The organism is Bacillus sp. OTU530 (genome assembly GCF_038440375.1).
Genome location: NZ_JASATP010000060.1, coordinates 1 through 25,778 on the forward strand (window position 1 = coordinate 1; position 25,778 = coordinate 25,778).

Genomic DNA, 25,778 nt, shown 5'->3' on the forward strand with positions numbered 1-25,778 from the left:
TGACGTATTTTGCCCCTTTTATCTCCGCTTTTATAGTAAAACCGGGAAAAGGGTTTCATCCAGCGGGATTTTCACATATACAATACCCTTTTCCTTTTGTAAATCTTCAAATAGAAAATCACTTGTCTCAGTTAATCTTGCAACCTTTCGTAATGCAAAAATACCAATTTGTTGTGCCATTGTTGCCATGATTCCTGATTTCGTATTCCCAGCCAATATACTTGTCAATTTAAACAAATTGTACGCTGGATGTTCCTCATTTAATCCATCAATGATTTCGTCCAAATAGTCCCCTTCTCTTCCGGCTCGAACTGCAAAATCAATCACATGTGTCATATTCGCTTTATTTTTGTATTCTTCTTTGACATATAGGATGATAGCGCTAAGAAAATTCAATGTGGATTCCGTCCAAAAATCACGTTTGCCATCTGTCGCGTTTTTTTTTTGCAATAACATTTGCCACAGCTCGTGTGTCAGAATCTTCAACTACAGAATCAATAGGATTGTACCGATGACAATTTTCAAAATCTACGAAATCCACTAAATAAACTCGATATCCTTGATCTCGCTTAATCTGGTGCGTATCACGGTAAAGCTCCCTCTTGGGATCGCAACAAATAATGGGGGTGTTATTTGTACAATTCATGATGTATCAGTACTTCTATTAAATCAATAATCGTATAAGTTATAGAAACGGAATACCAAGAGTACCATTTTATCCATAATGTATGGGATGGAGTTGATGAGATTATAACTCATAAAAAGAGCTACAAGTGAATCTTTACTCATAAAACAATCATTATAAACATTCGATATTTTACACATGATCCAAGATGACAAGGTAAAAGAAGAAATGAGCAATCATACATACTTACCTGTATTACAATCTATTGTGTATGGGAATGAAGAAGATAGAAAACATCAATTTGAAGGATTTACGGATGTGGAAATGACCTATTATTTTGTACTGAGAAGATTGAGAGAGGAATCTGGGTGTGTGGTACTGGAATAGGGATGTGTGTTGCAGCAAACAATCAACGCAGTTATGACATTATTCTAAGCCTTATAGACTCATGATTCTTAAGCTGGGGGGGTTGGAGTTGAAAGTTGAAATGAAGCAGATTGAGAACAGGTCATAGTAGCATTGTACATACGCCATATTAACCATCTGACATTGTTGCATACATACAATAATATCACGAGTTTTAGAAACAAATTGAATATCGATAAACTGATTGGTTAAATTAACAAAAACATACAAAACATATAAAACAAACATACAAAACCTAGGAGGTAAAGAATTTGAAAGTACATGCTCGAATAGTCATTGAAGCAGATCCAGAAGTTAAGAGAATGGTAAACCAACTTAAACAGGCTACTGGAAGTTCCATCAAAGAAATCATTGAAAAATTAATTCGTCAAGAATATCAACGGCTACCTAAGGTAAGTAGCCCCCAAGAGTGGATTCAGCCATAGAAGATGTATCATTTTCCATTGCTGCTGGTCAGATCCACTGGGTTTCGTGCTGTTCACACATAAATGGATAGTTGGAAAGAAATAAAGTCAATTTTTTAAAATAAGCACTCTCCAGGCATCGAGAGAAAGGATAACGATCGAGGGGTAAACAGGGGATGATATGCTTTTGGGTATGTTCAAAGTGATCCAGAGAAGATCTAAATCTAATTCAAGCCCTAATAATCAACATATAAAGGAAAACACACCTTTACAAACTAATCTTCAAGAAAACATTCGAACGATTAGAAAACTAGTTGGAAATAGCCCAGATGTTGTCATAAGGGAGTTCAGCATCGGAAAGAAAAGAGAGATCAAGATAGCGCTAGTCTTTACAGAGGGTTTATCTGATGCTCAATCTGTCAATCAGTTTATCATGGAATCTTTAATGTTGGACATACAAGAACATGATGTAAGCTTAGACCATCCATCCAAGCTGTTTACCTTTCAACTACTGAAAGAGCTTCTCCCAGTGGGGAGCATCAAGGAGACTTCAGATTTTGAAACCTTGCTTCCCTCCATCTTATCGGGGGATGCTGCCATCCTATTGAATGGATATTCTCAAGGTCTGATAGTTGGTTTGAAAGGATGGGAAGACCGCGGTGTTCAGGAGCCTTCTTCCCAAACAGTGATCCGTGGCCCGAAAGAGGGATTTTCTGAGAACATCCGGACGAATACCGCATTGGTCCGGCGAAAAATTAAAGATCCTAACCTTTGGTTGGAGAACCAAACCATAGGAAGAGTAACGAAAACTACTGTCAACATCATGTATATCCAAGGGATTGCGAATGAAAAAGTCGTTGAAGAAGTACGGAAACGGCTTACTGGGATTGAAATAGATGGCATTTTGGAAGGCGGCTATATCGAAGAATTAATTCAAGATGAAACATACACTGTTTTTCCCACAGTGTTTCATACAGAAAGGCCTGATGTCATTGCTGCCGGGCTTTTAGAGGGCCGGATTGCAATCTTTGTGGATGGAACCCCCTTTGTCCTTTTGGTACCGGTCATCTTCTCGCAATTCTTTTCGGCGGCGGAGGATTATTATCAGCGATCAGATATTGCTACGCTTCTGCGTTTGCTGCGTTATTTGGCTTTCTTCATTGCCTTACTGGCGCCGTCCTTATATATTGCGGTTACGACTTTTCATCAAGAAGTGCTACCTCCTGGACTGTTATTTAGCCTAATGGCTCAACGGGAAGGGGTACCTTTTCCAGCATTTATTGAAGCACTACTAACAGAGTTAATCTTTGAACTGTTGCGAGAAGCTGGGATTCGCATGCCAAGAGCGGTAGGACAGGCGGTATCCATTGTAGGGGCCCTAGTGATTGGACAAGCAGCCGTAGAAGCAGGAATCATCTCAGCTTCTATGGTGATTGTGGTATCCATCACGGCTATTTCCAGTTTCATCATTCCTGCCTATAATTTGGCCATTTCCGTCAGAATTCTGCGCTTTGGGATGATGGGGTTGGCTGCTTCCTTCGGATTTTTGGGTGTTATTGTAGGGATTATCGCTGTCATGCAGCACTTATGTCAATTACGTTCTTTTGGAGTTCCCTATATGGCACCATTTGGCCCTATGGTGATGGCTGATCAAAAAGATGCGATTCTTCGTGCACCTTGGTGGGGAATGTTCTCCAGGCCTCGATTTGTGAGTCAAAAGAATGTCAGCCGTGAAGATAATCCTTCTCCCCCGCAACCACATAGAAAGTCTTAGAAATCAATACAGAGGAAGGAGGAGTAGTTACGAAACAAAAGCTGGTTGTATGGTTAATTTCAATAACCATTTTGTTTACACTTACCGGATGTTGGAATCGGGTAGAATTAAACGAACTTGCGGTCACTGTAGCCATGGGGGTGGATAAAAAGGAAAATAAAATTTTGTTTTCTCAACAAGTCGTCAATCCAGGAGCGATTACTTCCCAAGGAGGTGCTGCTTCGAGCGATGCTCCTGTCACTTTGTTTCAAAGAACAGGGAACAGTATACAGGAGGCTGGTCGAGCAATGATCACTTCGAGTACAAGAAAAGTGTATACAGCACAACTTCAGATGCTTATCATCGGTGAAGAATTGGCAAAAGAAGGGATAAGCGATATATTAGACCACATACTCAGAGATCATCAATATCGAAGAGATTTCTTTGTGGTTATAGCTAGGGGGACAAAGGCTGAGAATATCCTTAAGGTTTATACCCTCATAGATCGAATTCCTGCCGATAAAATGAAGCGTTCTCTAGAGACATCATCTAAAGCTTGGGGAACAACAGCTTCCATCAAAATGGATCAGTTTATGTCAGATATCATTAGCAACGGAAAAGAAGCCGTACTCACAGGCATTAAGGTGCAAGGAAACCGCAATCTAGGTGAAACTACAAAGAATGGGCAACAAATTGATCCTAGTGCTCAGTTACAGTATAACGGTCTTGCCGTGTTTAAAAAAGATCGGCTGGTCGGTTGGTTAAATGAAGAAGAAAGCAAAGGATACAATTATATCCAAGGTGAGATAAAAAGTACGCCTGTTGTCTTTCCTTGCCCCCGAGGGAAGAAGAAGATAACTGTGGAAGTGCTTCGTACTCAAGAAGAGACTCAATTCAAAAAAATAAATGGTATACCTCAAATAGATATCAAAATTAGTTTCGAAGGCAATGTAGATGATGTACAATGTGCTATCGATTTATCGAAACCAGAAACGATTGCTCAATTAGAGAAATTAACGGAAAGATCTATAAAAAGGACCATTGTAGCGGCACTAAAAGCAGCGCAGAAAAAATACAACTCTGATATCTTTGGATTCAGAGATGTAATCAACCGTACCAATCCTAAATATTTCGAAAAGTTGCAAAAGGATTGGGATCAGGAATTCCCGGATTTACAGGTCAACGTAGACGTGAAGGGCGATATTCGACGCGTTTTTTTAACTAAAAAATCAGTTCGGGAAAGGATGGAGGATTAATTTCGATGTGGTTTATTGCGGGAATCATAGCGATAGGAGGTATCATCACGTTCATCGAAGTCCCTTCCCTTTTGAAAAAAATCATAAAAAAAGATCTATGGGTGTTTTCTTCCCTGCTACTTCTAGGTATTGTACTAAATATTTTGGAGCAAGTGGAGGTAAGCATTCCAAACCCACTCGAGGGAATTACAGCTATCTTCCAGCCTTATAGCAAGGTTATTTCGAACATATTCAAGTGAAACAGGTGATACAGATGCAAGAGAGCGGTAAAATTGCCCCTCGCCAGTTTATGATTTTCATCATCCTATTTATGATTGGCAGTTCCATTCTCTTATTGGCAAAATTTATTGCTGCGGAAGCAAAGCAAGATGCTTGGATAACGGCTATCATCCTTGCTGGATTAGGACTTTTGCTGGCATGGTTATACAAAACGTTAGGAAATCTTTTTCCAGACATGACCTTGGTTGAATACAGCCAAGAAATTTTAGGGAAGTGGGTAGGAAAAACACTATCGCTTTTATTCTTCACTTATACATTTTTCCTTTGTGCTATTACACTCCGGCAGATTAGTAATTTCTTTACATCGACCATGATGCCGGAAACACCGATTGAGTCGATACATATCCTTTTGTTAGGCATCGTCATTATGGGGGTGCAATACGGCTTAGAAAATATGGCCCGTACTTCTGAAATCTTCTTCCCCTGGGTTTGTATTCTTTTTTTTACGATAGTTATCTTTGTTTCTCCGCAAATGGAGTTTGAAAACATTCAACCTATATTTGCAAAAGGGGCAAACCCTATCCTTCATGCTGCTTTTATGCAACTGGGTTTTCCTTATCTGGAGCTTGTTGTATTTTCAATGATATTCCCCTATGTAAATCGGGTTAAGGAAGCAGGTAGAGCTTTTTTAGCAGGGAGTATAATAGGGGGAATCATCCTTTTCTCAATTACCCTGCTGACAATACTAGTGTTGGGAGCTGAAGCAGCAGAAAATGAACATTTTCCCAGCTATATATTGGCACAAAAAATAGATGTCGGCAGGTTTTTCCAACGAATAGAAGCCATTATGGCCGGCTTATGGATTATTACTGCCTTTTTCAAGCTGCAAATTTGTTATTATGTATCCGCATTAATACTCGCCCAAACATTGGAAATGCATGATTATCGCTCTCTGACTCTTCCATTCGCTATGATCCTGATGGTTCTATCTATTGTGATAGCACCCGATATGAGTTATTTGATTAACTTTATTGCAAATATTTGGACACCTTATTCCCTGGTGTTTGGTCTTTGTATTCCATTGTTCCTTTTTATAGTGGCTAAGGTTAAATTAAAGTTTTTGGAGAAGAGTAGCGGTTGATATTCTATAGGGGTTACAACAAGTAATCGAAGGCGACCAGTAATTTTCCCTTATCCATTTAACGAACTCATTCAATTAGAGAATGAAATTTATAAAAGGGAGTCCGATATATGTTTTTATAAAAAAATGAAAAGAACTTGGAATAAACGCCAATTGTCATCTTGTTATTTGGATGTATCTAAAAATGGTGAATGAAATTTTATAGACATCATCCCTATAATTCGAAAAGGTAACTAAAAGAGAAGCGCTCTCTCCCTTTTAGTTACCTCGTTATTTAAGTATCGAGAACAAACCTGTAGATAAAACGAAAAGTTATCGGAAACGACTGTAAAAGATTATGTACGAGATATATTTCAATTTTATAAACACTGGCTACAATATCTGGCTTCTTCTTACCATGGAGAAATTTCACCAACTTGTATGATAGTACCTTGCGTATTCTTTCACTCTCTGCCCTGATTAAAGAAACGCATTGGATCCCATCATTAAGTCCTCAAAAAAAACAAATAAAAAAGGCGCTTATTTTAGTTTGCGCCATAAAGTTGTGCGGTTTATACCTAGTCGGTCAGCTGTCTTAGTATGATTCATTTCCTCTTCTAGCCACACTTTTTTTATAATTCTTTTTTCAATTTCTTCTAAAGTCCCACTTAGGTCAATTTCTGCTTTTTCATATTCGATAAGAGGCTGTTTTAGTTTTAGTACTTCCTTAACATCGTGCTTCTCAATATATGGACCGTTCGCTAACAAAACACTTTCTTCAATAACCTGTTTTAACTGCTCAATATTTCCAGGAAACTCGAATTTTTCAAGTTCTTCCCTTGCACCTACTCGAACGCCAACAATTTGTTTACCGAATTTTGTGTTGAACTCACTAATAAATAAACGTGAAAAACTTTCTATATCTTCTTTTCTATTACGCAGCGAGGGGAGGTGTAAAGATAAACGTGCTAATAAATAGTATAAATCTTGATAAAAGTCCCCTTTTTTAATTAGAGTTTGCATATTCTCACATGAAGAAACAAGCAAACGACATCTAAGTGGACGTTTACATAAATAATCCATTAACTTCTTTTGGATAGAAAGTTTTAAATAATTAATATTTTTCAAAAAAACAGTGCCGTTTTCATTATGGGAAATTAAATTATTCTCTAATTCTGTATCTAACACAGTGTCCCATTGAACCCCTTCTATTAATCCACAATCTATTACAAGAAGTGGATACGAACGTCTTATACTATTAAAGTGAATGTAGTAGGCTAATCCTTCTTTTCCAGTTCCAGCCTCACCGCTAATCCATATTGGTTCTTCCTTATCACAGTAAACTTCTGCCATTTTTAATGTATGATTCATTTCCTCATTATTTGTTACCATACCAGTAATAATATTTGCTGAACTATTTTCGGTTAAAGAAGAGACAATTGAAATCCCTTGCGTATTTTGCTTTTCATTTGATTGGTATCTTTGAATACGAAACACAGCTAATGGTAGATTAAAACTTGGAATCAGAGAGCCTGTTACCTTCCAAAATACATTTTCTTCATTAAAAATTGTCTGGAATATTCCTCTGTTTAGAACCTCCTTTACAGCATCTTTTATATTAATTTTATCTTCAAATACTTTGTTTACTTCTTCCTTGAAGTAAGGGTTTGAAAAGACGGATTGAAAGTTTTGATTATAAACAATAACCCCATCTTTTTCTTCTTGGACAATATTATGGGAAATCAAGTATTTATTTTTTAAAGCAGAGAAAAAATCGTGCACCTTTTTTGCATTTTGAAATGCCTTTAAAACACTTTCTTTTCCAGAAGTAAGAAAAATGCCATTTAACCCTAGATTTTCTGCTTTTTTCACAGTAATTACATCACCAATAATCATCTGATAGCCTTTTTGTTGCAGTTTCACTAGGTTTGGTTCGACTTCCTCTTCATTGGAAATTCTATACGTGGAAATATCCATATCCAATATTTCGCAAATTGCATCTGCTCCTTCTAATATTGGAGAAAAGCCTACAATTGCTGTTTTTCCTGGATAATCTTTAACTAGTGTCAAGATACGTAACATATCGTAACCAGAAACTTCAATTTCAATAACAGGAACAGGAACTTCCTTTTGGATAAGTTCTGCTGTACCACCCCGACTAATTATAATATCCGTTCCATCATTGACCGCCTCTTTAGCAAGAGTAACCCCTTTTTGTAAATCTCCAACCTCAACTTGTAAGTCAAAATCTTCATTTTGCCCCAATTTGATTATCAACTCTTTCAATCCATCATAAGGGGCGATTGCCATGACCTTCATTCCATCACCTTCTGTTGCAAATTTAAACGTAATTATACTATTCCAAAATTCTCCCGTATTAATGAAATGATTTAGGGGATTTTATTAGCGTTGCATAAATACTTTTTCCCTTGTCAAATGAACCCACAGGGATCATTTGACAAGGATCGGAATATTCAATCTTTTCTACTGGGGCGACTAAAAGAAAAAAGGGGAGGGGGTGTAAGTAGTAGTCCTCACCCACAATTAGTAATTTATTTCCTTTTAATTTCTTATGAGGATTATTGTAAGGTGTGTTAGTCAGCTACTTTGAAGGATGACTACTGTTATCGGGTGATGAAATTTACGTAATGTACCGAGCCAGGATTGTATATCATTTTTCTATTACTTCTCTGGATCAGGGGTGTTTCCTGTTAGCACATAGTTGCAAGCTTCTCATTTTGAACCAGTACGAAGGAGAAGAGGAAAAAATCACTTCTCCTCATATGATCATGAGAAACGTGCACAATAAGGGGGATGAATAAAATATTTTAATTTTACTTCCCATGATCATGAAAAACAAGTGATCTTACAAAAATATCAGCTATCTATACTAGTATTCTTTTGCAATTACATTATCCACTTCATGAACAGGAACCCGAAATCTTTCACCGGATTCTGGCAGCTAATAAAAAGTCCAATCCATTAAATTTCTTTCTTTTCCTTGCAACAATTCGTACACACTCCATACCATGTTTTAACTCCTTCTGAGCTATCAACCGCATCAATTACTTTTTCACACACCTGACAAATAATCGTACCTTGCTTTACTTTTAATTTCTCAACCATCATGTTTTGTCCCCTCCTCCTAATTCTTTTGCACTTATGTTGCTGCACAACTATGAGTCTTCACTAAGTTCCTTGTTCCCATTGCGACCGAAATTATTTGTGTGATGGCTATAGCTAATAAAAAGCCAAGTCTCTTAATTTTCTTTCTTTTCCTTGCAACAATCCGCACACACTCCATACCATGTTTTAACTCCTTCTGAGCTATCAACCGCATCAATTACCTTTTCACACACCTGACAAATAATCGTACCTTGCTTTACTTTTAATTTCTCAACCATCATGTTTTGTCCCCTCCTCCTAATTCTTTTGCACTTATGTTGCTGCACAACTATGAGTCTTCACTAAGTTCCTTGTTCTCATTGCGACCGAAATTATTTGTGTGATGGCTATAGCTAATAAAAAGCCAAGTCCCTTAATCTTCTTTCTTTTCCTTGCAACAATCCGCACACACTCCATACCATGTTTTGACTCCTTCTGAGCTATCGACCGTATCAATTACTTTTTCACACACCTGACAAATAATCGTACCTTGCTTTACTTTTAATTTCTCAACCATCATGTTTTGTCCCCTCCTCCTAATTCTTTTGCACTTATGTTGCTGCACAACTATGAGTCTTCACTAAGTTCCTTGTTCTCATTGCGACCGAAATTATTTGTGTGATGGCTGTAGCTAATAAAAAGCCAAGTCCCTTAATCTTCTTTCTTTTCCTTGCAACAATCCGTACACACTCCATACCATGTTTTAACTCCTTCTGAGCTATCAACCACATCAATTACCTTTTCACACACCTGACAAATAATCGTACCTTGCTTTACTTTTAATTTCTCAACCATCATGTTTTATCCCCCTAACTTTTGTTTGAATATAACAGATTTAATAAACACGCAGCAGAATAAAGAAATCGCTTTCATTAAGTTCATTAAATCTTGATGTTGATAACACTAATGAAACTATTATGATGGGGAGCTACAAATTTAAGACCGTTTCATCATGATAATGAGACTCAGCTTTTGATAAAGATTGAATATCATACATAATTTTTTGTAACATAATGATTTTCCTATCTAACTGGTTCCTTATCTGCACCACATGTGGATCAGAAATACCCTTCTTCTCGGCTACTTCGTCCATACTCTGACGATACTTATCTATACTTTCTCTTAGAGCCAGTACATTTCTCAAAATCATTGCTGTCAATTCCTTTCCACCATTGAAATGTTGTCAATTTCTACAGAAACTAAGCCTTTTGTACAAATATCATAAACACTTTTACGTGCTAATATAGAATGAAGAACAGGGCATGCATGAATTTTTGAAAATACTGCCCTCCTATCTAGGATTGTTTTAATTCCCTCTCTCTTTTCAAATTTGTATGACATCCATCCCGCTCCTTGTAACCGTTAACAAAAACATCTTGAACTAATTAACCCCCCACAAAATACATCTGACATATATAGAGCTTCGTTCTCTTGTTTTTATAAAATTTGTCTGATGTAACTTTGTGATATAATTGTATAATATAAGTTCATAATTCGTCAACAACGATATTAAGCGTTTTCTTTCCTGTTTTTATTATCAAAAAAGAGATAACCACTTCCTTTTTGTGTTTTAAACGGTTATTTCGTCTGATGTTTGTTATTCTTTGCAATGATTTCACTCTTTATTCGTATGATGTTTTCATCATTAAACTGTCTTATCGCTTTCAACTATTATCGAGATTAGGTAACAGCATGGAGCATAGAATTAAGCGAGGATTCTTAAGCGCAGCAAAAGGAAGGCGTATAATATACATGATCTGGGTTAAGCTATAATATCAAAAATAAAACGCGTACAATGTACTATATATCCATAAAACCAGAAACAACGATATAATAAATGGTACTGAAAAAAGGTAGGTATGATGAATTCCCTTCCATAATTATCATTAAATGTAAACGAATGAGGACATTGCTACCTTCCAAATTTAATACAATATCACTCATTCAGAATCTGTTCAAGTGATATATACCATCCATTTAATCAGTACCACCAAAGTAATTTCTAATTCATGCCGCTTTCATTTAAAGTCTGCTGATTTTTTCATACTAATACACACTCCTTTCGACTTAGTAGTATCAGTTCATCTTATCCAAGTTTGATAAACTTCTGGCACTAGAACCAAGAAACTGATGCTGAATATTTTTCGAAAGTAGTACTTTCATTAGAGTGAAATCCCTATTCTCGTGATATTTTGTTTAAGAAATTTAATCTCTCCTCTACATTATCCTTAGTTATGAGATCTACTCCAATATCAACCTTTTTTTGGACATCGTCTCCCCTAATTGCTTTCGTTGCTTGTTCCACACTTAGATATGCCATATCATAAGGGTTCTGAGCTATAGCAGTATCTATCTTTCCTACTTTAATGTCTTCTACCATTTCCTTAACACCATCTGCTCCGATAACAGGGATCTTTAACCCTTTCTCCTCCATTTGTTTTAATACCTGTAGAGCTAATCGATCACTAGTAGCAACTACACCTTTAATATTTGGGTAAGCTTCTAAGATAGTTCCTATGACTGGTGTTAGATTCCCAAATCGGTCATAAACTGACTGTTCTGCGACAATCTCTAATCCGGTATCCTCTAACACTTTCTTTGCACCATTTTTTCGATCAATCATAATTTGATCATCTGATCCTCCAAAAATAATAGCTACTTGATTTCCTGGCTGCAGCATTGAACCTAATAACTCTCCTGCTGTTTTACCCAATTCATAATTATCCGTTCCAATATAGGCAGTTTTGGATTCCCATTCAATGTCCTTGTACGCAACAATGACCGGAATATCATTTTTGTTGTATTCTACCAATTCAGGAATGGTAACTGATGGGTCTATGGGGGTTACAACTAGTGCATCAGGTTGTTGAGTTAGAACCTTTTTTAACATGTTAGACTGATTACTAGCGGGATATATAGAACTAGGGGCAAGAACTTTCCCATCTATATCAAAATCACGAAATGCTGCTTTAGCTCCTAACTCAAAAAGTTTCCAATACTCTAGATCTAATCTTTGTGCAACAACTATAACTTTAGGTTTATTATCTTTTTTAAAAAAACAGGCTACTATACCTATCAAAACTATAAGAAAAATTGTAAAAACTAATAAAACACTCCATCTTTTTTTCAATACCCCTTCTCCCCTCTCCTAATTACTAGATAGATGATTAGTTACTCTAAAATCAATAAGTCTAGTAATCATGTCATTTGCTATTTAAAAATATTTCAATCCTAACATCGTCCGAATATACCCCTTGGTAAAATGGCGGTTTTGTTCGATGATGTTATCAAGATATTTCATTTGTCTCATTCGGATGACCGCTAACACCTCATTCTCTATCTTTAGTACTCTCATTACTAAAGAATAAGCTGGATTCTTATTGACAGTTATTTCGAAAAGGATTGAAATATGAAAAGACCGCAAAGTTTTCTTAGAGAAACACTTTGCAGCCTTGCAATTTCTCGATTTACTTAAATAAAAATCAATGTCATTCCCTTTAGAATCAACTGCACGATAGAGAAATATCCACTGTCCTTTGACTTTAACATACGTCACATGTATCCAACGCATGATAGTCATATATAAACAAGAGATAACCTCCGTTCCTCCAGGATTTCCACCTAGTCACGAAAGCCTAAGTTTTTAAACAAGTGATTTAAAGGTTTGGACGATATTTTCTACTGTGAAACCATATTCCTTCATTAATTTATCAGGTTTAGCAGAGGCACCGAATTGATCAATGGTTATTGTTTTCCCATTTGCACCGGTATATTCTCTCCATCCAAATGAAGATCCTAACTCAATTCCTAAACGCGTAGTTAAATTTGTTGGAATAATACTTTGTTTATACCCTTCGGATTGTTGTTCAAATCGATCCCAACTAGGCATACTAACAACTGAAACTAAAATACCATCTTTTTCAAGCTCCTTTTGAGCCGAAATAGCCAAAGAAACTTCTGAACCCGTTGCAAGTAGCAAACCTTCTGCTTCACCATTAGCAGTAGAAACCACATAAGCCCCTCTCTTAACTCCTTCATATACTTTTTCATCATCGATATTCAGCGTTGGTAAATCCTGACGAGTTAGGACTAATGCAGTTGGTTTATCCTGACTTTCTAGAGCTAAACGCCATGCTGCTTTCGTCTCTTTTGCATCTGCAGGTCGGATAACAGACAACCCTGGCATTGCACGTAAGGAGGCTAACTGTTCAATTGGTTGGTGCGTTGGACCATCTTCCCCAACAGCAATACTATCATGGGTAAATACATAGATTACAGGTAGTTTCATTAATGCAGCAAGACGAATAGCCGGACGAAGATAATCAGAGAATACGAAGAAAGTAGCTCCAAATACCTTTACACCGCCATGAAGTGCCATACCATTCAATGCTGCACCCATCGCAAATTCACGAACACCAAACCAAATATTACGAGCAGCAAAGCCATCAAGTGCAAAATTCTTTTCAGAAGTAATAAGTGTTTTATTCGAACCAGCAAGGTCTGCTGAACCACCAATTAATTGTGGAAGAGCTTTCGCTGCAGCATTTAATACTTTTCCAGATGAAGCTCTTGTTGCCATTTTTTCCCCTGATGTAAAGTCAGGAAGTGTACCATGCCAATTTTCAGGGAGTTCCCCCTTCACAGCGCTTTCTAATTGTTGTGCTAATTCTGGATATGCACTTTTATAGGCTTCAAACAATGCATTCCATGCATTTTCTTTCTCATGACCAACTTCAGCAAATTCACTGTAATGTGCAGCTACTTCTGCTGGTACATAGAAGACTTCTTCACTTTCCCATCCATAGAATGACTTCGTTAATTTTGTTTCTTCTACACCAAGTGGTGCCCCATGACAATCTGACGTTCCAGACCTATTTGGGGAACCGTATCCGATAGTTGTCTTGATTTCAATAAGTGTTGGACGTTCTGTATCTGCTTTTCCTTGTTGAATAGCTTTTTGGATGGCTTTGATATCATTTCCATCCTCCACACGAATTACCTGCCAACCATATGCTTTAAAACGCTCTTCTACACTTTCAGAGAATGATAAGTGTAAATCTCCATCTAACGAGATATCATTGGAGTCATACATAACAATCAAACGGTTAAGTTTAAGGTGACCCGCAAGGGAAGCTGCTTCAGCAGATACTCCTTCCATTAAATCTCCATCACCACATATACTGTACGTATAATGATCAATTACTTGAAAATCCTCTTTATTATATGTCTCCGCGAGATGACGTTCTGCCATTGCCATCCCGACCGCCATTGCAACACCTTGTCCAAGAGGTCCCGTTGTCGCATCAACACCCGGTGTATGTCCAAACTCAGGATGCCCTGGTGTTTTACTACCCCATTGACGGAAGCTCTTTAAATCCTCAATGGATACATCATACTTAAATAAATGTAATAAGCTATATAATAGTGCTGAACCATGACCTGCAGACAAAACAAACCGATCTCTGTTAAACCAATTTGGATTAGCAGGATTGTGATTCATTTCTTTAGCCCATAATGTGTAAGCCATTGGTGCTGCACCCATTGTAATTCCTGGATGTCCAGAATTTGCTTTTTCAATTGAATCAATGGATAGTGTTCTAATCGTATTAATAGCTAGTTGTTCAAGATCATTCTTTATGTGTAATGACTTCATTCTCAATACTCCTTTTGTTAAACTTTTTTTAAACAAAACCTGTTAGAAATAGTCCTTCTCTTCTTGCAAGTTGTATTTTCGTATCGAAAGTTATTAGATATTAATTTTTTATACCGCTTTACCAGATGAACCAAATTCACGCATTTTTCCAATGACTGTTTCCTTAATCGCATCACGACCTGGACCTATAAATTTACGTGGATCGTATACTTCTGAATCTGTATTTAATATCGCTCGTGCAGCTTTCGTAAACGCAATTTGATTCTCTGTATTTACATTAATTTTTGCCGTTCCTAATGAGATTGATTTTTGAATTTGATTGGTTGGAATACCTGTGCCACCGTGTAAAACCAAAGGTAAACCCGTTGCTTTACAAATTTGCTCCATTTCCGTAAATCCTAAATTTGGCTCACCTTTATAAGGACCATGAACAGAACCTAACGCAGGAGCGAGACAATCAATACCAGTACGCGCTACTAACAGCTCACATTCCCTTGGATCTGCGTAGATAACTCCCTCTGCAACTACATCATCTTCTTGTCCACCAACAGTACCTAGCTCCGCTTCAACAGATACACCACGTTCATGGGCGTATTTCACTACCTTTTTAGTTGTTTCCACATTTTCTTCAAATGGATGGTGCGAAGCATCAATCATCACCGATGTAAAACCAGCGTCAATAGCTGCTCTACATTTTTCAAAACTAGATCCATGGTCCAAATGGATAGCCACAGGAACAGTGATATCCATTTCCTCAATAAGAGCTCCCACCATAGCTGTTACTACCTTAAAACCACCCATATAGCGGGCAGCTCCTTCTGAAACACCAAGGATTACTGGTGATTTTTCCTCTTCAGCGGCAGATAAAATCGCTTGTGTCCATTCCAAGTTATTGATGTTGAATTGACCAACCGCATAACCCTCTGCTAACGCCTTCTTTAACATTTCTTTCATCGAAACTAAAGCCATATGAATATCCTCCTTAATAAATAGACCCTAACTTTTATGTCCTATAAGAGTCTATATGTAAATGAATCATCTACATATGAACTCTCATAGATTATCTATCTCATTACCTTCTTGTTTGTTATCGAGTTAATGATTTCACAGATCGCTGTCCACCTTCCCCTTCGCGGGATCAATCATAGGTCAACACATTAATCGCTTTACCAACTCATTAGTCGTTTCATATACTGTTATTTTATTGACACGACTTTCATGTCTGCCGCCTTCAAAAGGTGTTGTTAACCATATTTTTGCGATATCACGGGCTAATCCCGGACCAATCACACGTTCTCCCATAGCTAATATGTTCGTATTATTATGTTCTCTCGTTGCCTTAGCACTAAATGTGTCATGTACAAGCGCACAACGAACTCCCTTTACTTTGTTGGCTGCAATGCTCATCCCAATACCTGTCCCGCAGATTAAAATCCCTCGATTTACTTCACCGCTTGCTACCTTTTCAGCGACTGGGAGGGCATAATCTGGATAGTCAACAGAGGTATCACACTCACATCCTAAATCTACATACTCGATATTCATCTCCTCCATTAATGAGATGATCTCCTTACGAATATTCATACCTCCATGATCGGATGCAATGGCTACTTTCATGTTTCGTCCTCCTCTCCTAATTCTTTTGCAATTACATTATGGACCTTCATTAGATTTCTTGTTCCTTTTTCACGAACAGACAATCAAAACTGTTTGTGTGGTGACTATAGCTAATAAAAAGCCCAGTCTCTTAATCTTCTTTCTTCTCTTTGCAACAATCCGTACACACTCCATACCATGTTTTAACCCCTTTCGAGCTATCAACCGCCTCAATTACCTTTTCACACATCTTACTATTTTCAAAGCTTTATTAAGGCTTGGTGTCAGTTATTCAGGTAAAATTATGATTCTTGACACTCGTAAAATTAATATTTTATAATATATATAATAAGATTTGCCTTTTGATACAAATCAAGTATCATACATAATTTTTTACAACATATTGATTTTTTCAAAAATCAACACCAGTCTTTTACTTTCAAATAATAGTTTCAGGAAAAATCTAACTACTAATTTATTTCTAGTGTGAAAGCGTTTCTAGTAACCTATACTGCTCCTGCTTATCAAGCATTTCGATATTAACTTTCTCAAGTTCTCTATGGATTATTTTATTCTCTTTTATTCCAACAGCGTAGCCTGAATGACCACTTACTAGCAGTTCTACCGCCTTGATACCCATTTTACTCGCTAATACCCGATCAAACGCTGATGGATTCCCCCCTCTTTGAATGAAACCTAATGCCGTAGTTCTTACACTCAGGTTTAACTTTTCTTCAATATATTGTTGTAATCGCTGTAAATCATACATTCTTTCCGTTACGATGACGAGGTTATCATGTTTTCCACTACTGATTCTTGAACTTAATTCTGAACATATGGTATCAAAATCTAATTTTCTCTCTGGAGTAGATATGATTTCTCCCCCTCCTGCTAAGCCTGAATATAGAGCTAAGTCACCACAATATCTTCCCATCACTTCCACAATCGTTGTTTTATCATGAGAAAAATCAGTATCTTTAATTTTTCCAATACAATCCAATACTGTATTTAACGTGGTATCAAATCCAATTGAATAATCTGTATAAAATAAATCATTGTCAATCGTTCCAGGTATACCAATTACCTTTACCCCTAGCTCGTGTAATCTTTCAGCTCCTTTTAAAGATCCCTCCCCACCTATTACAACTAAAGAATCTATACCGAAGTCTTTTAATACATGAAAGGCCTTTGTTCTCCCTGTTTGCTCCATAAATTCTGAGGATCTAGATGTCTTTAATATTGTTCCGCCTCTATCTGCAATATCCTCTACCTCTGAAGAAGTTAATGGGTGAAGTTTACCGTCAATTAACCCTTGGTATCCATACTGTATACCTATTACATCTAGGTGATAGTGATTTGCTGCCTTTACTACGGCTCTAATAGCAGCATTCATTCCTGGAGCATCTCCACCGCTTGTTAATACTGCAATTTTCTTCATGCTCTTCCTCCGCCCTCTCCATAATTAGTCTTAATGAATATACGAATATCACTAAGGATAAACTTTCTAAAATGGTAAAGTATGACCGAAATCATGTAATCATATCCATTTCCTTATTTCGCTATTTACAAGGAATTACATATAAAAGGTTTTTATTCTCTTTGGGTACTTCTTTTTTCCTAGAATACAAATTAGTTTCTATCAAATGATAATTTAAAATCCATATAGTCAACAATAAAGATATTTCTATTTTTTGAATTTTAGGAAAAAATCAGTGATTTCATTCAGGATATTATTATTTGCGTTGCCCTTTGCAATGGCGAGGTTTAATGTAATAATCAATACCTTCGGCATTTGATACTGTTAGTATAATTTTATGTTCTCATCTTAAGTAGTCCCCCAAGGGGGGGACAGTACTATCATTTTTCCCCGCGTCGCAGGAATGTTGATATAACATCCCTATAAGTCACTTTTCCTTTAATATATTGCCTGATATCTTTTTATTTTCTTGTAGATTAATCCATTTCACCCACAACTTCAATGACATTCCCACACCATAAATCCCAGCATAAAGATCCCTTTTTTCTAGTGCCTCAATAATAATCCTATGAGTTTCCACTGTTTCTTCCCTATCTTCACTCTTTATCTGACCTCTAGCATAGTTTTCTAATATCATTGGTGAGAAAATTTCAAAGGAAAACAAATATAACTCTGCCATGAGCTTATTTTTCGTTAACGCTGCTAATGTCTTATGAAAGTTTAAATCCAATTCATGGAGCCTTTTATAATCATCTGGATTGTTTTCAATACAATCTAAAAAATCATTGTAAGTGTTTCTCAAAACTTCTATATCTTCCTTAGTTGCATAAGTAATAGCCAGTTTTATCACTGCTACTTCAATCTGCTCACGGAAATCAACTAATTCTCTGAATTCCGTATTGTTTAAAATTATTTTAAACAAAAGGGATTGAGAAAAAGAAATATCTTCTGGCTCCGATATATACGTACCATCACCTCTTCGTATCTGTATAATAGTAGTAGCTTCCAAAATCTTCAACGCTTCCCTTACAGAACTTCTACTCACATTTAAGATTTCGCTTAGCTCAGTTTCTGTAGGGATCTTATCATTAGGTTTCAGCTCCTTATGAATGATTTTAGTTTTAATGTATTCTGTAACCTTATCTACTGCTGTTTTATGCGTAGGTATCTTTTCACTATTAACTGCTGCCGACATAATTATATCCATCGCATTATTCACCTTTAATCTATATTTATTTTTATTTATTCCTTTGACCCAAAAATCCTTATCTACCTTAAAAGTCCCCTAAAATAATAATTATAATTCATTTAGCATTATACAGAAAATATCATCGGGTTTTATAACTTCCCTTACATGATGGGGTTTTGAAAAATGAATGCCTGTGAATTTCTAAAACCCCATTATGTAAAGGAAGATATTTAAGCTCTTTTCCATCCCACTGACCTCTGGAAGGGGGATGGAAAAGGAGAATCATCATAATAAAATAAATAACTTTAAGTTTTATTTATAGTTCACTGTTAACTTTAAGTATATCAGTCACATATAGAGACATTACATGAATTTTTTCTTCGTTATGATGCTGCATTATCACTAATAGTTTGTATTTTTCTTTTCTCAACTCGTTTTGCATACCAAACCGTTAGAGAAGGGGATAAAAGAGCTGTAACGATAACAGCTGCTGATACCTGAAGCGTGGCGCTCGCAGCAACTTCATTATAGATAGGATTAACAGCTGCAAGGGATAATGGTACGGCCGCTGCATTCCCTGCGGTAGTTGAAGCAGCCAAACCGCCCACACCGTCTCCACCTGTGATTCGATCTAGTATAAATAGAGCAACTCCAGTAATTGCAACAACAGCTATACCTAAGATAACGCCAGATAAACCAGCTTTCACTACATTGCTTAAGTTAATTCCAGCACCAATTGCTAAACCTAACATAGGAATAAAGAGGTCCTCACCTTTACTTAAGAACTCTCGCATTTTTTCGTCTAGATTTCCAAGAATCATTCCAACTAGTAGAGGAAGAAGCGTAAAGACAAATGCGGAAATCGGAAAACTTGCTAATCCAGCAATACCTAATATTAGCATAGTGAAGAATGGTCCAGATTCAAGTGACATGATAGAATAAGCAGCAATATCCTCTTTTTTCTTTCCTAATTGCCCCATAAGAGCCATATAAATAGCACCGTTTGTATCAGAAAAAGCAGCAACAATTGCTAAGGCAGATAATCCTAAAAATAAGTTATTTTGATCTGGGAAAATAGTTTTAATCAATAAAGCGATTACAAAAGTTGTGCCTATTTTACCAATCCATAAGGCTCCCCCTTTTTTCAACACATAACCAGTTGCGTTAAATTTTATGGTTGCGCCTAAACAAAGATAAAATCCACCTAGTAATGCTGTGGTGCCAGTTAATAATCCCCCAGTAAACGAATGTTTAAATGCTTCCGATTCAAATGCTTCTGGGAAGAATGTGCGAACTAAAGAGCCTATAAGTAAAGGAACCAGCATTAAGCCTGCAGGAATTCTTTCAATCGTTTCTTTTATTTTCATAAGGCTTCATCTCCAAATCATTGTTTTAGAATCTTTTTTCACTTCAACTATTTGGCTTAATCCAAATTATTTTTGACTCAAACAATGTGTTACAGAAACAGTAATGACAGTATCTAGAACTGTTATAACCTATACTTTTCAATTGTTATCGCTTTTCTAGTTAGACTTTAACATTCTCTGCTACGAAAGTAGGATTATGTCCTGATGTGTCTTATAATAACACTTGTTTTCCATAATCGTATACAGCTATAACTTTAATCTGTCCGCTTTTATGAATACACACAAGTAACTACTCTACTTGCCAGATCAGATATCCGCCTTTTATCTACTTCTTCAGGTTTTCCTTCCTTATTATAAGTAATGCCTAACTTACCCGAGGCACAGGAAGTAACCACCTAGAATTTGCCATTGTTACATTTTAAAAATATTGATATTACATTAATAACTTGGTATCATTAAGAAGATACCTTCAATTAAAAATTGTCGCTAAAAGGATTAATGCTTATTTGAAGGAACTTCCCCTGTACAATGTCGGCCATTGTACAGGGAAAAAGCAATTATGAACTTGATTTGGTTGATTATTTTTCATCCCTTAAAAACATAATCTTTCCTGCACCTTTGTTAACCTGTTCAAAAGCTTCATCTACCTGAGAGAATGAATATCGGTGTGTAACTACATCAAGTATATTAATCTTTTTAGCATTAACTAAAGATGATAATTTCCACCATGTTTCCCAGATTCTTCTTCCGAATAAACCTTTAATAGTAGCACCTTTTAAATTAATACTTTGTGTTACATTAATTGGAATCGGGCCGCCAGGATGACCTACAGTTACTACTCTTCCTTCCAAACGAAGGTAATCAAATAGTGTTTCATACACTTTAGGTGACCCCGTCATTTCAAGGATAAAGTCTACCCCACCTCTGCTGGCTGTCAATTCTTTTACAATTGATGGAAGATCTTCTGTCAGGGAATTAACTGCAACTGCACCAAATTTTTTGGCCATATCCACTCTATACTGGTCTATATCAACTGCTATTACCCTAGAAGCTCCGCACACTTGTAGCATTTGTATTGCCAAAAGACCTATTGCTCCACATCCAAATACGAGGGCAGTATCACCTGGAAGAATACCAGACTCTTCAATCGCACGCATCGCAACACCAGCCGGCTCAAATAGAGCGCCTTCTTCGAAAGATACATCGTCCGGTAATTTAAACGCTACACTTTCCGGCGCTACTGCATAATCTGCAAAACAACCGTCACAACTTGTCCCATAAATGCCCATATTCATACAATTATGTGCATTACCTGTTTGACATTGAAAACACTCACCACAAGGAATATGAGTTTCCAGAGCTACCCTGTCGCCAACTTTCCTATTTTTAACTTCACTACCAACTTCAATAATTGTTCCCGAACATTCATGACCGACAATAAAAGGAAATTTTACATTAAATTTATACGCAAAATCCTTTGCAGATTGCCCCCACTTATTGTAACTAATATCAGTGCCACATATAGCTGCTGCTTCTACCTTAATTAAAACCTCATTAGGTTTTGGTGTAGGTTTTTCCACTTCCATATAAGAGAATCCATAGTGTTCCCCCGTTTTTACAACCGCTTTCATTTTGGGTTTTAGATAAGAAGATTCATGATTTTCTCCCGTTTTTACAACCACTTCCATCTCAAAGCGCCCCCTTAGTAAGATCCCTTGTTATGAATAACTTCTATAATAACCTCTTCAATATGTTCAGGGCTGAAGTTATACTTGTCTAATAATTCCTTATGTGGTCCTGATTCTGTGAATATATCGTCTATTCCAATTCTCTTCATTAAAGTAGGATAATTTTCACCCAAAACTTCTGCAACTGCTCCACCTAATCCACCTATGATATTACCTTCTTCTACTGTAATAATAGCTCCTGTTTCCTTAGCTGCTTTAATAATTGCTTCTTTATCTATAGGTTTTACACAAGGCATTTCAATCAATTGGACATTGTATCCCTTTTCTCTTAAGGACTTTTCCGCTTCAATAACACGACTAGTTGTTGCACCATTAAATATAATAGCAGCGTCATTTCCTTCTTCTTTGACAACATTTGCCTTACCAATCTCAAAAGTATAACTTTCATCAAATACCTTTGGCACAGCGTTTCTTCCAACCCTAAAATATACAGGGCCCTCATATTCTGAGATCTTTTGTGTAATTACCTCTGCAGATGCAGCATCTGCAGGAACAACCACAACCATATTAGGTATAGAACGTAAGATGGATACATCCTCCAAACCTTGATGTGTAACACCTTCTACATCTCCAGACAAACCAGCAAGCCCTGAAATAATCTTTACGTCTAATTTTGGATATGCACAAAATGATCTAATTTGTTCGAGCATTCTCATTGAAGCGAATGGGGCATATGTTGCAACATAAACTTTTGCACCACTTGCCGCAAGCCCTGTACCAACAAGCATCATATTTTGTTCTGCTATTCCAACATTAATTACTCTATCAGGACGTGCTTTTGCCAATGGGGCGAAGCCCATAGATTTTTCTGTATCGGCACTTACAGCAAATACATTGCCATCTGTCTCTGCGTATCTTAAAAGTGCATTTCCAAAAGCTACCCTTGTTGAAATTTCATCATACACTGTAGACATATAAATCCTCCTTCAACTCCAACATTGCTTGTTCATACTCTTCTTTACTTGGCTTTTTCTGGTGCCATGCATTATCATTTTCCATAAAGCTTACACCTTTACCTTTTACTGTATTGGCGATAAGCACCGTAGGACTTCCTTTGTGGTTAGTTGCAACCTCTAATTCTCTTACAACTTCCTCCATGTCATGACCATCTATGGTAATCACATTCCAGCCAAAAGACTTCCATTTATCAGCAAGGGGATCCATTGGTAAAATCGCTTCTACAGAACCAGTACTTTGGAAATGATTATAATCTACAATTGCAATCAAATTGTCTAACTTAAATCTAGGCGCTGATAAAACAGCCTCCCAAATAGTACCTTCCTGGATTTCTCCATCCCCCAAAATTGCAAATGTTTTAAAATCTTTTCCTAAAGTCTTTGCATAAAGAGCCATACCCATCGCTGCGGATAACCCGTTTCCGAGAGAACCAGCAGTCATATCCACACCAGGAGTTTTTTTCATATCTGGGTGTCCTTGCAACCTAGAATTAATTCTCCTAACTGTCGTTAACTCTTCAACAGGGAAGAAACCTTTACGAGCTAATGCAGAATAAAGAACAGGGCATGCATGACCTTTGGAGAACACTAGTCTATCTCTGTCCTCCCATTTAGGATTGTTTACATCTACCCTCATAATTTTAAAATACAAAGCTGTAACTATGTCGCAGCATGATAATGCTGGACCTGGATGTGATGGACCTTGCGCTTTATAAGCAATATCCACTATGTCCTGCCGAATTTGGTTTGCAGTAATTTTTAGTTCTTTAATACCCATACTAATTCCCTCTCCTTTCAAATTTGTATGACATCTGATCTATTCCTTGCAATCCTCCACAAATATGTCCTGAATTGATAATTCCTACAAATTCATCTGACATATTCACTTTAGATTTATTAATAGATTTAAAATTTGTCTGATGTCATCCTGTAATGCGATTGTATATCATGCTCATATTAGCCGTCAACAACAAATTAAAACGTTTTCTTTTAGTTTTTTTCTTAAAAATGAGTGTTGTTAATAAAAATGAGTGTTGTTTTTGTCTGATGTTTAATATAATTTTAATATTAATTCAACATAAACCATATTATTTGTATGATGTTTATCTACAGAAAAATAAAAATATTTTTGTTGCATTCTGTTTTTGTTCTCTCTATTATTGGCACTGTACGTAATTTCTTGTAAAAATAAGGAGGAGTTGTAATGGCAAACGTTACATTTTTAGGGAATTCTGTTACTTTACTTGGTAACGAAGTAAAGGTAGGAGAGCAAGCACCGAATTTTACAGTGTTAGCGAATGATTTATCTCCTGTAACATTAGATACTTATAAAGGTGCAGTGAAATTAATCAGTGTAGTGCCTTCTGTAGATACAGGTGTATGCGCTGCACAAACACGTAAATTCAATGAAGAAGCTGCAGATCTTGAAAATGTGAAGGTATTGACGATTAGCGTGGATCTTCCATTTGCCCAAAACCGTTATTGTGCGACAGAAGGTCTTGAGAATGCGGTAACGCTTTCTGACCACCGTGATCTTTCCTTCGGTCAAGCATACGGCGTTGCGATTGAAGAACTGCGTTTATTAACTCGTGCTGTATTCGTAATTAACAGCGAAAACCAAGTAACATATGCAGAATATGTAGATGAGGTAACAAATCATCCAAACTACGAAGCTGCACTTGAAGCTGCAAAAGCTGCGAAATAAGCAGTGGCATAAGTAAAGAGACTTCCGATTGGAAATCTTAGACTATCGACAACCCTCTATTCAAAATGAAAATTTGGGTAGGGGGTTGTAAGGTTTACAAAAGGCTATAGAGTAGATCCGAAAGAAATCAAACTATTGCTTGTAAAAGCAGGTCCAAAAATTCTTCCTGTTCTACCGGACACACTCATTGAACGCGCACAGAGCAGCTTAGAAGCACGCGGCGTTCAATTCCTATTAGTTCTTCCTGTAACCAAGGTTGCAGGCAATGTTGTTGATCTAAAAGCTGGTCAAATGATCGTCACGAATACTTTCGTTTGGACAGGCGGTGTACAAGAAAACCCTCTTGTAGGTGAATCCGGTCTTGAGGTCAATCGTGGACGGGCAACTGTTAACAATTATCTTCAATCCACCTTCCACTCGGTTGTGTTTATTACAGGTGACTTAGCTATTCTTTTCGCTCCAGATGGCCGTCTATACCCACCTACAGCCCAAATTGCTTGGCTAATGGAAGAACTAATCGGATATAATATATTCGCATACTTAGAAAACAAAACATTCGAAGAGTTTAGCCCAGTCAACTCAGGAACACTTGCAAGCCTAGGTCGTAAGGACGCTGTTGCTACAATTGGTGCAAACTCCACTCAGCTCAAAGGTCTGCCAGCGACTCTTATGAAGGAAGCTAGTAATGTTCGTTATTTATCACATATTAAAGCACTGTCCAGCTTAGTTCACTAAATGAAACAAATATGAAAGAAAACATCTAGTTTACGTACAAGTAAACTAAATGTTGAGAGAGTCTTTATAATTCACTTGATTTCATGTATATCAGGGATGCGGAATGTTATCATCGTACATAACCCTAAATAAATAGGCTTCCCTCGATGTTATTCATTCAACATCTGTTCCAATAATAGGTATTACCACCCGTACAACTGTTACCCTTTCAAAAAATTATCTCCTTGGTTAACAACCAAGGAGATTGTATTTAGCAAATAAATATTCCAATCGTTAAAATTGGCACTATTATATAATAGTACATACCTTCTCTTTTTTATTACATTACCTATACTCATGCTTACAGGGGAGAATATTTGAAATTCCTAGTAAGGAATATAAATC

At 36.8% G+C, this 25,778-nt stretch carries 24 protein-coding genes and 3 pseudogenes; 8 read left to right on the plus strand and 19 right to left on the minus strand.

Features of this window, described 5'->3' with window-relative positions; genetic code table 11:
• Positions 1-30: 30 nt before the first annotated feature.
• A pseudogene (locus AAHB12_RS26965) lies at positions 31-646 on the minus strand (type IV secretory system conjugative DNA transfer family protein).
• A 207-nt stretch (positions 647-853) separates the two neighbouring features.
• On the opposite strand from AAHB12_RS26965, the gene AAHB12_RS26970 reads away from it, so the two are divergent.
• From AAHB12_RS26970 to AAHB12_RS26990, 6 genes are all read left to right on the plus strand, one after another.
• Positions 854-1,012, plus strand: a complete 159-nt coding sequence (locus AAHB12_RS26970) for a hypothetical protein (RefSeq protein WP_342048340.1) — start codon at positions 854-856, stop codon at positions 1,010-1,012.
• Positions 994-1,077: a hypothetical protein gene (locus tag AAHB12_RS31980; protein WP_446715623.1), complete on the plus strand. Its 84-nt coding sequence runs from the start codon at positions 994-996 to the stop codon at positions 1,075-1,077. The genes AAHB12_RS26970 and AAHB12_RS31980 overlap by 19 nt, the downstream gene beginning before the upstream one ends.
• A 225-nt stretch (positions 1,078-1,302) precedes the next feature.
• The gene (locus tag AAHB12_RS26975; protein ID WP_342048341.1) at positions 1,303-1,476 is read left to right on the plus strand and encodes a ribbon-helix-helix protein, CopG family; all 174 of its coding nucleotides are present in this window, start codon (positions 1,303-1,305) and stop codon (positions 1,474-1,476) included.
• 160 nt (positions 1,477-1,636) lie between these two features.
• Entirely contained in the window at positions 1,637-3,229 is a 1,593-nt protein-coding gene (locus tag AAHB12_RS26980; RefSeq protein ID WP_342048342.1) for a spore germination protein, read from the plus strand.
• 56 nt (positions 3,230-3,285) lie between these two features.
• Positions 3,286-4,464, plus strand: a complete 1,179-nt coding sequence (locus AAHB12_RS26985; RefSeq protein ID WP_342048366.1) for a Ger(x)C family spore germination protein — start codon at positions 3,286-3,288, stop codon at positions 4,462-4,464.
• 253 nt (positions 4,465-4,717) lie between these two features.
• Positions 4,718-5,824, plus strand: a complete 1,107-nt coding sequence (locus AAHB12_RS26990) for a GerAB/ArcD/ProY family transporter (protein ID WP_342048343.1) — start codon at positions 4,718-4,720, stop codon at positions 5,822-5,824.
• A 519-nt stretch (positions 5,825-6,343) separates the two neighbouring features.
• On the opposite strand, the gene AAHB12_RS26995 is transcribed toward AAHB12_RS26990, so the two are convergent.
• The 18 genes and pseudogenes from AAHB12_RS26995 to AAHB12_RS27080 all read right to left on the minus strand — a co-directional run bounded on the left by AAHB12_RS26995 (position 6,344) and on the right by AAHB12_RS27080 (position 23,732).
• A complete protein-coding gene (locus AAHB12_RS26995; RefSeq protein WP_342048344.1) occupies positions 6,344-8,122 on the minus strand; it encodes a sigma-54-dependent Fis family transcriptional regulator in 1,779 nt (592 codons plus the stop codon).
• A gap of 663 nt (positions 8,123-8,785) precedes the next feature.
• Positions 8,786-8,932, minus strand: coding sequence for a GapA-binding peptide SR1P (locus AAHB12_RS27000; RefSeq protein WP_342048345.1), 147 nt, complete (start codon positions 8,930-8,932; stop codon positions 8,786-8,788).
• A gap of 131 nt (positions 8,933-9,063) precedes the next feature.
• Positions 9,064-9,210 (minus strand): GapA-binding peptide SR1P, encoded by a 147-nt coding sequence (locus AAHB12_RS27005; RefSeq protein ID WP_342048346.1) that lies wholly within the window; start codon positions 9,208-9,210, stop codon positions 9,064-9,066.
• 131 nt (positions 9,211-9,341) lie between these two features.
• Positions 9,342-9,488, minus strand: a complete 147-nt coding sequence (locus tag AAHB12_RS27010) for a GapA-binding peptide SR1P (protein WP_342048347.1) — start codon at positions 9,486-9,488, stop codon at positions 9,342-9,344.
• 131 nt (positions 9,489-9,619) lie between these two features.
• Positions 9,620-9,766, minus strand: a complete 147-nt coding sequence (locus tag AAHB12_RS27015; RefSeq protein ID WP_342048348.1) for a GapA-binding peptide SR1P — start codon at positions 9,764-9,766, stop codon at positions 9,620-9,622.
• A gap of 130 nt (positions 9,767-9,896) precedes the next feature.
• Entirely contained in the window at positions 9,897-10,118 is a 222-nt protein-coding gene (locus AAHB12_RS27020) for a Spo0E family sporulation regulatory protein-aspartic acid phosphatase (protein ID WP_342048367.1), read from the minus strand.
• Between the two features lie 5 nt (positions 10,119-10,123).
• Positions 10,124-10,309, minus strand: a complete 186-nt coding sequence (locus AAHB12_RS27025) for a hypothetical protein (protein WP_342048349.1) — start codon at positions 10,307-10,309, stop codon at positions 10,124-10,126.
• Positions 10,310-11,144: 835 nt separating this feature from the next.
• Positions 11,145-12,098, minus strand: a complete 954-nt coding sequence (locus AAHB12_RS27030; RefSeq protein WP_342048350.1) for a sugar ABC transporter substrate-binding protein — start codon at positions 12,096-12,098, stop codon at positions 11,145-11,147.
• Between the two features lie 87 nt (positions 12,099-12,185).
• A pseudogene (locus AAHB12_RS27035) lies at positions 12,186-12,622 on the minus strand (DDE-type integrase/transposase/recombinase); the annotation flags it as partial.
• Positions 12,612-14,621 (minus strand): transketolase, encoded by a 2,010-nt coding sequence (gene tkt / locus AAHB12_RS27040; RefSeq protein WP_342048351.1) that lies wholly within the window; start codon positions 14,619-14,621, stop codon positions 12,612-12,614. The pseudogene AAHB12_RS27035 and the gene tkt, both read right to left, overlap by 11 nt.
• 108 nt (positions 14,622-14,729) lie before the next feature.
• Positions 14,730-15,590 (minus strand): class II fructose-bisphosphate aldolase, encoded by an 861-nt coding sequence (locus AAHB12_RS27045; RefSeq protein ID WP_342048352.1) that lies wholly within the window; start codon positions 15,588-15,590, stop codon positions 14,730-14,732.
• Between the two features lie 180 nt (positions 15,591-15,770).
• On the minus strand, positions 15,771-16,238 hold the full coding sequence (gene rpiB / locus AAHB12_RS27050) for a ribose 5-phosphate isomerase B (RefSeq protein WP_342048353.1): 468 nt from the start codon (positions 16,236-16,238) through the stop codon (positions 15,771-15,773).
• A gap of 460 nt (positions 16,239-16,698) precedes the next feature.
• Entirely contained in the window at positions 16,699-17,655 is a 957-nt protein-coding gene (pfkA, locus tag AAHB12_RS27055; RefSeq protein WP_342048354.1) for a 6-phosphofructokinase, read from the minus strand.
• A 466-nt stretch (positions 17,656-18,121) separates the two neighbouring features.
• Positions 18,122-18,901 carry a FadR/GntR family transcriptional regulator gene (locus AAHB12_RS27060; RefSeq protein ID WP_342048355.1) on the minus strand — a complete coding sequence of 260 codons (780 nt, stop codon included), beginning with the start codon at positions 18,899-18,901 and terminating at the stop codon, positions 18,122-18,124.
• 365 nt (positions 18,902-19,266) lie between these two features.
• Positions 19,267-20,250: a 2-keto-3-deoxygluconate permease gene (locus AAHB12_RS27065; protein ID WP_342048356.1), complete on the minus strand. Its 984-nt coding sequence runs from the start codon at positions 20,248-20,250 to the stop codon at positions 19,267-19,269.
• A 578-nt stretch (positions 20,251-20,828) separates the two neighbouring features.
• Positions 20,829-21,938: a zinc-dependent alcohol dehydrogenase gene (locus AAHB12_RS27070; protein ID WP_342048357.1), complete on the minus strand. Its 1,110-nt coding sequence runs from the start codon at positions 21,936-21,938 to the stop codon at positions 20,829-20,831.
• 14 nt (positions 21,939-21,952) lie between these two features.
• Positions 21,953-22,912 (minus strand): transketolase family protein, encoded by a 960-nt coding sequence (locus tag AAHB12_RS27075; RefSeq protein WP_342048358.1) that lies wholly within the window; start codon positions 22,910-22,912, stop codon positions 21,953-21,955.
• Positions 22,896-23,732, minus strand: coding sequence for a transketolase (locus AAHB12_RS27080; protein WP_342048359.1), 837 nt, complete (start codon positions 23,730-23,732; stop codon positions 22,896-22,898). Before AAHB12_RS27080 ends, AAHB12_RS27075 begins: the two co-directional genes overlap by 17 nt.
• Before the next feature lie 426 nt (positions 23,733-24,158).
• Between AAHB12_RS27080 and tpx the strand changes: the two genes are divergently transcribed.
• On the plus strand, positions 24,159-24,659 hold the full coding sequence (tpx, locus tag AAHB12_RS27085; protein WP_342048360.1) for a thiol peroxidase: 501 nt from the start codon (positions 24,159-24,161) through the stop codon (positions 24,657-24,659).
• Positions 24,660-24,758: 99 nt separating this feature from the next.
• Positions 24,759-25,394: pseudogene (locus AAHB12_RS27090) on the plus strand (NAD(P)/FAD-dependent oxidoreductase); the annotation flags it as partial.
• Between the last annotated feature and the right edge of the window lie 384 nt (positions 25,395-25,778).

Excerpts from the sequence above, each read along its gene's own strand:
- AAHB12_RS27025 (WP_342048349.1), bottom strand. The coding sequence starts at position 10,309 with ATGTCATACAAATTTGAAAAGAGAGAGGGAATTAAAACAATCCTAGAT.
- AAHB12_RS27015 (WP_342048348.1), bottom strand. The coding sequence starts at position 9,766 with ATGATGGTTGAGAAATTAAAAGTAAAGCAAGGTACGATTATTTGTCAG.
- AAHB12_RS27045 (WP_342048352.1), bottom strand. The coding sequence starts at position 15,590 with ATGGCTTTAGTTTCGATGAAAGAAATGTTAAAGAAGGCGTTAGCAGAG.
- AAHB12_RS27000 (WP_342048345.1), bottom strand. The coding sequence starts at position 8,932 with ATGATGGTTGAGAAATTAAAAGTAAAGCAAGGTACGATTATTTGTCAG.
- tpx (WP_342048360.1), top strand. The coding sequence starts at position 24,159 with ATGGCAAACGTTACATTTTTAGGGAATTCTGTTACTTTACTTGGTAAC.
- AAHB12_RS27080 (WP_342048359.1), bottom strand. The coding sequence starts at position 23,732 with ATGGGTATTAAAGAACTAAAAATTACTGCAAACCAAATTCGGCAGGAC.
- AAHB12_RS27005 (WP_342048346.1), bottom strand. The coding sequence starts at position 9,210 with ATGATGGTTGAGAAATTAAAAGTAAAGCAAGGTACGATTATTTGTCAG.
- AAHB12_RS27060 (WP_342048355.1), bottom strand. The coding sequence starts at position 18,901 with ATGGATATAATTATGTCGGCAGCAGTTAATAGTGAAAAGATACCTACG.
- pfkA (WP_342048354.1), bottom strand. The coding sequence starts at position 17,655 with ATGAAGAAAATTGCAGTATTAACAAGCGGTGGAGATGCTCCAGGAATG.
- AAHB12_RS26980 (WP_342048342.1), top strand. The coding sequence starts at position 1,637 with ATGCTTTTGGGTATGTTCAAAGTGATCCAGAGAAGATCTAAATCTAAT.
- AAHB12_RS27010 (WP_342048347.1), bottom strand. The coding sequence starts at position 9,488 with ATGATGGTTGAGAAATTAAAAGTAAAGCAAGGTACGATTATTTGTCAG.
- AAHB12_RS26990 (WP_342048343.1), top strand. The coding sequence starts at position 4,718 with ATGCAAGAGAGCGGTAAAATTGCCCCTCGCCAGTTTATGATTTTCATC.
- AAHB12_RS26970 (WP_342048340.1), top strand. The coding sequence starts at position 854 with ATGAGCAATCATACATACTTACCTGTATTACAATCTATTGTGTATGGG.
- rpiB (WP_342048353.1), bottom strand. The coding sequence starts at position 16,238 with ATGAAAGTAGCCATTGCATCCGATCATGGAGGTATGAATATTCGTAAG.
- AAHB12_RS27075 (WP_342048358.1), bottom strand. The coding sequence starts at position 22,912 with ATGTCTACAGTGTATGATGAAATTTCAACAAGGGTAGCTTTTGGAAAT.
- AAHB12_RS27070 (WP_342048357.1), bottom strand. The coding sequence starts at position 21,938 with ATGGAAGTGGTTGTAAAAACGGGAGAAAATCATGAATCTTCTTATCTA.
- tkt (WP_342048351.1), bottom strand. The coding sequence starts at position 14,621 with ATGAAGTCATTACACATAAAGAATGATCTTGAACAACTAGCTATTAAT.
- AAHB12_RS26995 (WP_342048344.1), bottom strand. The coding sequence starts at position 8,122 with ATGAAGGTCATGGCAATCGCCCCTTATGATGGATTGAAAGAGTTGATA.
- AAHB12_RS27065 (WP_342048356.1), bottom strand. The coding sequence starts at position 20,250 with ATGAAAATAAAAGAAACGATTGAAAGAATTCCTGCAGGCTTAATGCTG.
- AAHB12_RS27020 (WP_342048367.1), bottom strand. The coding sequence starts at position 10,118 with ATGATTTTGAGAAATGTACTGGCTCTAAGAGAAAGTATAGATAAGTAT.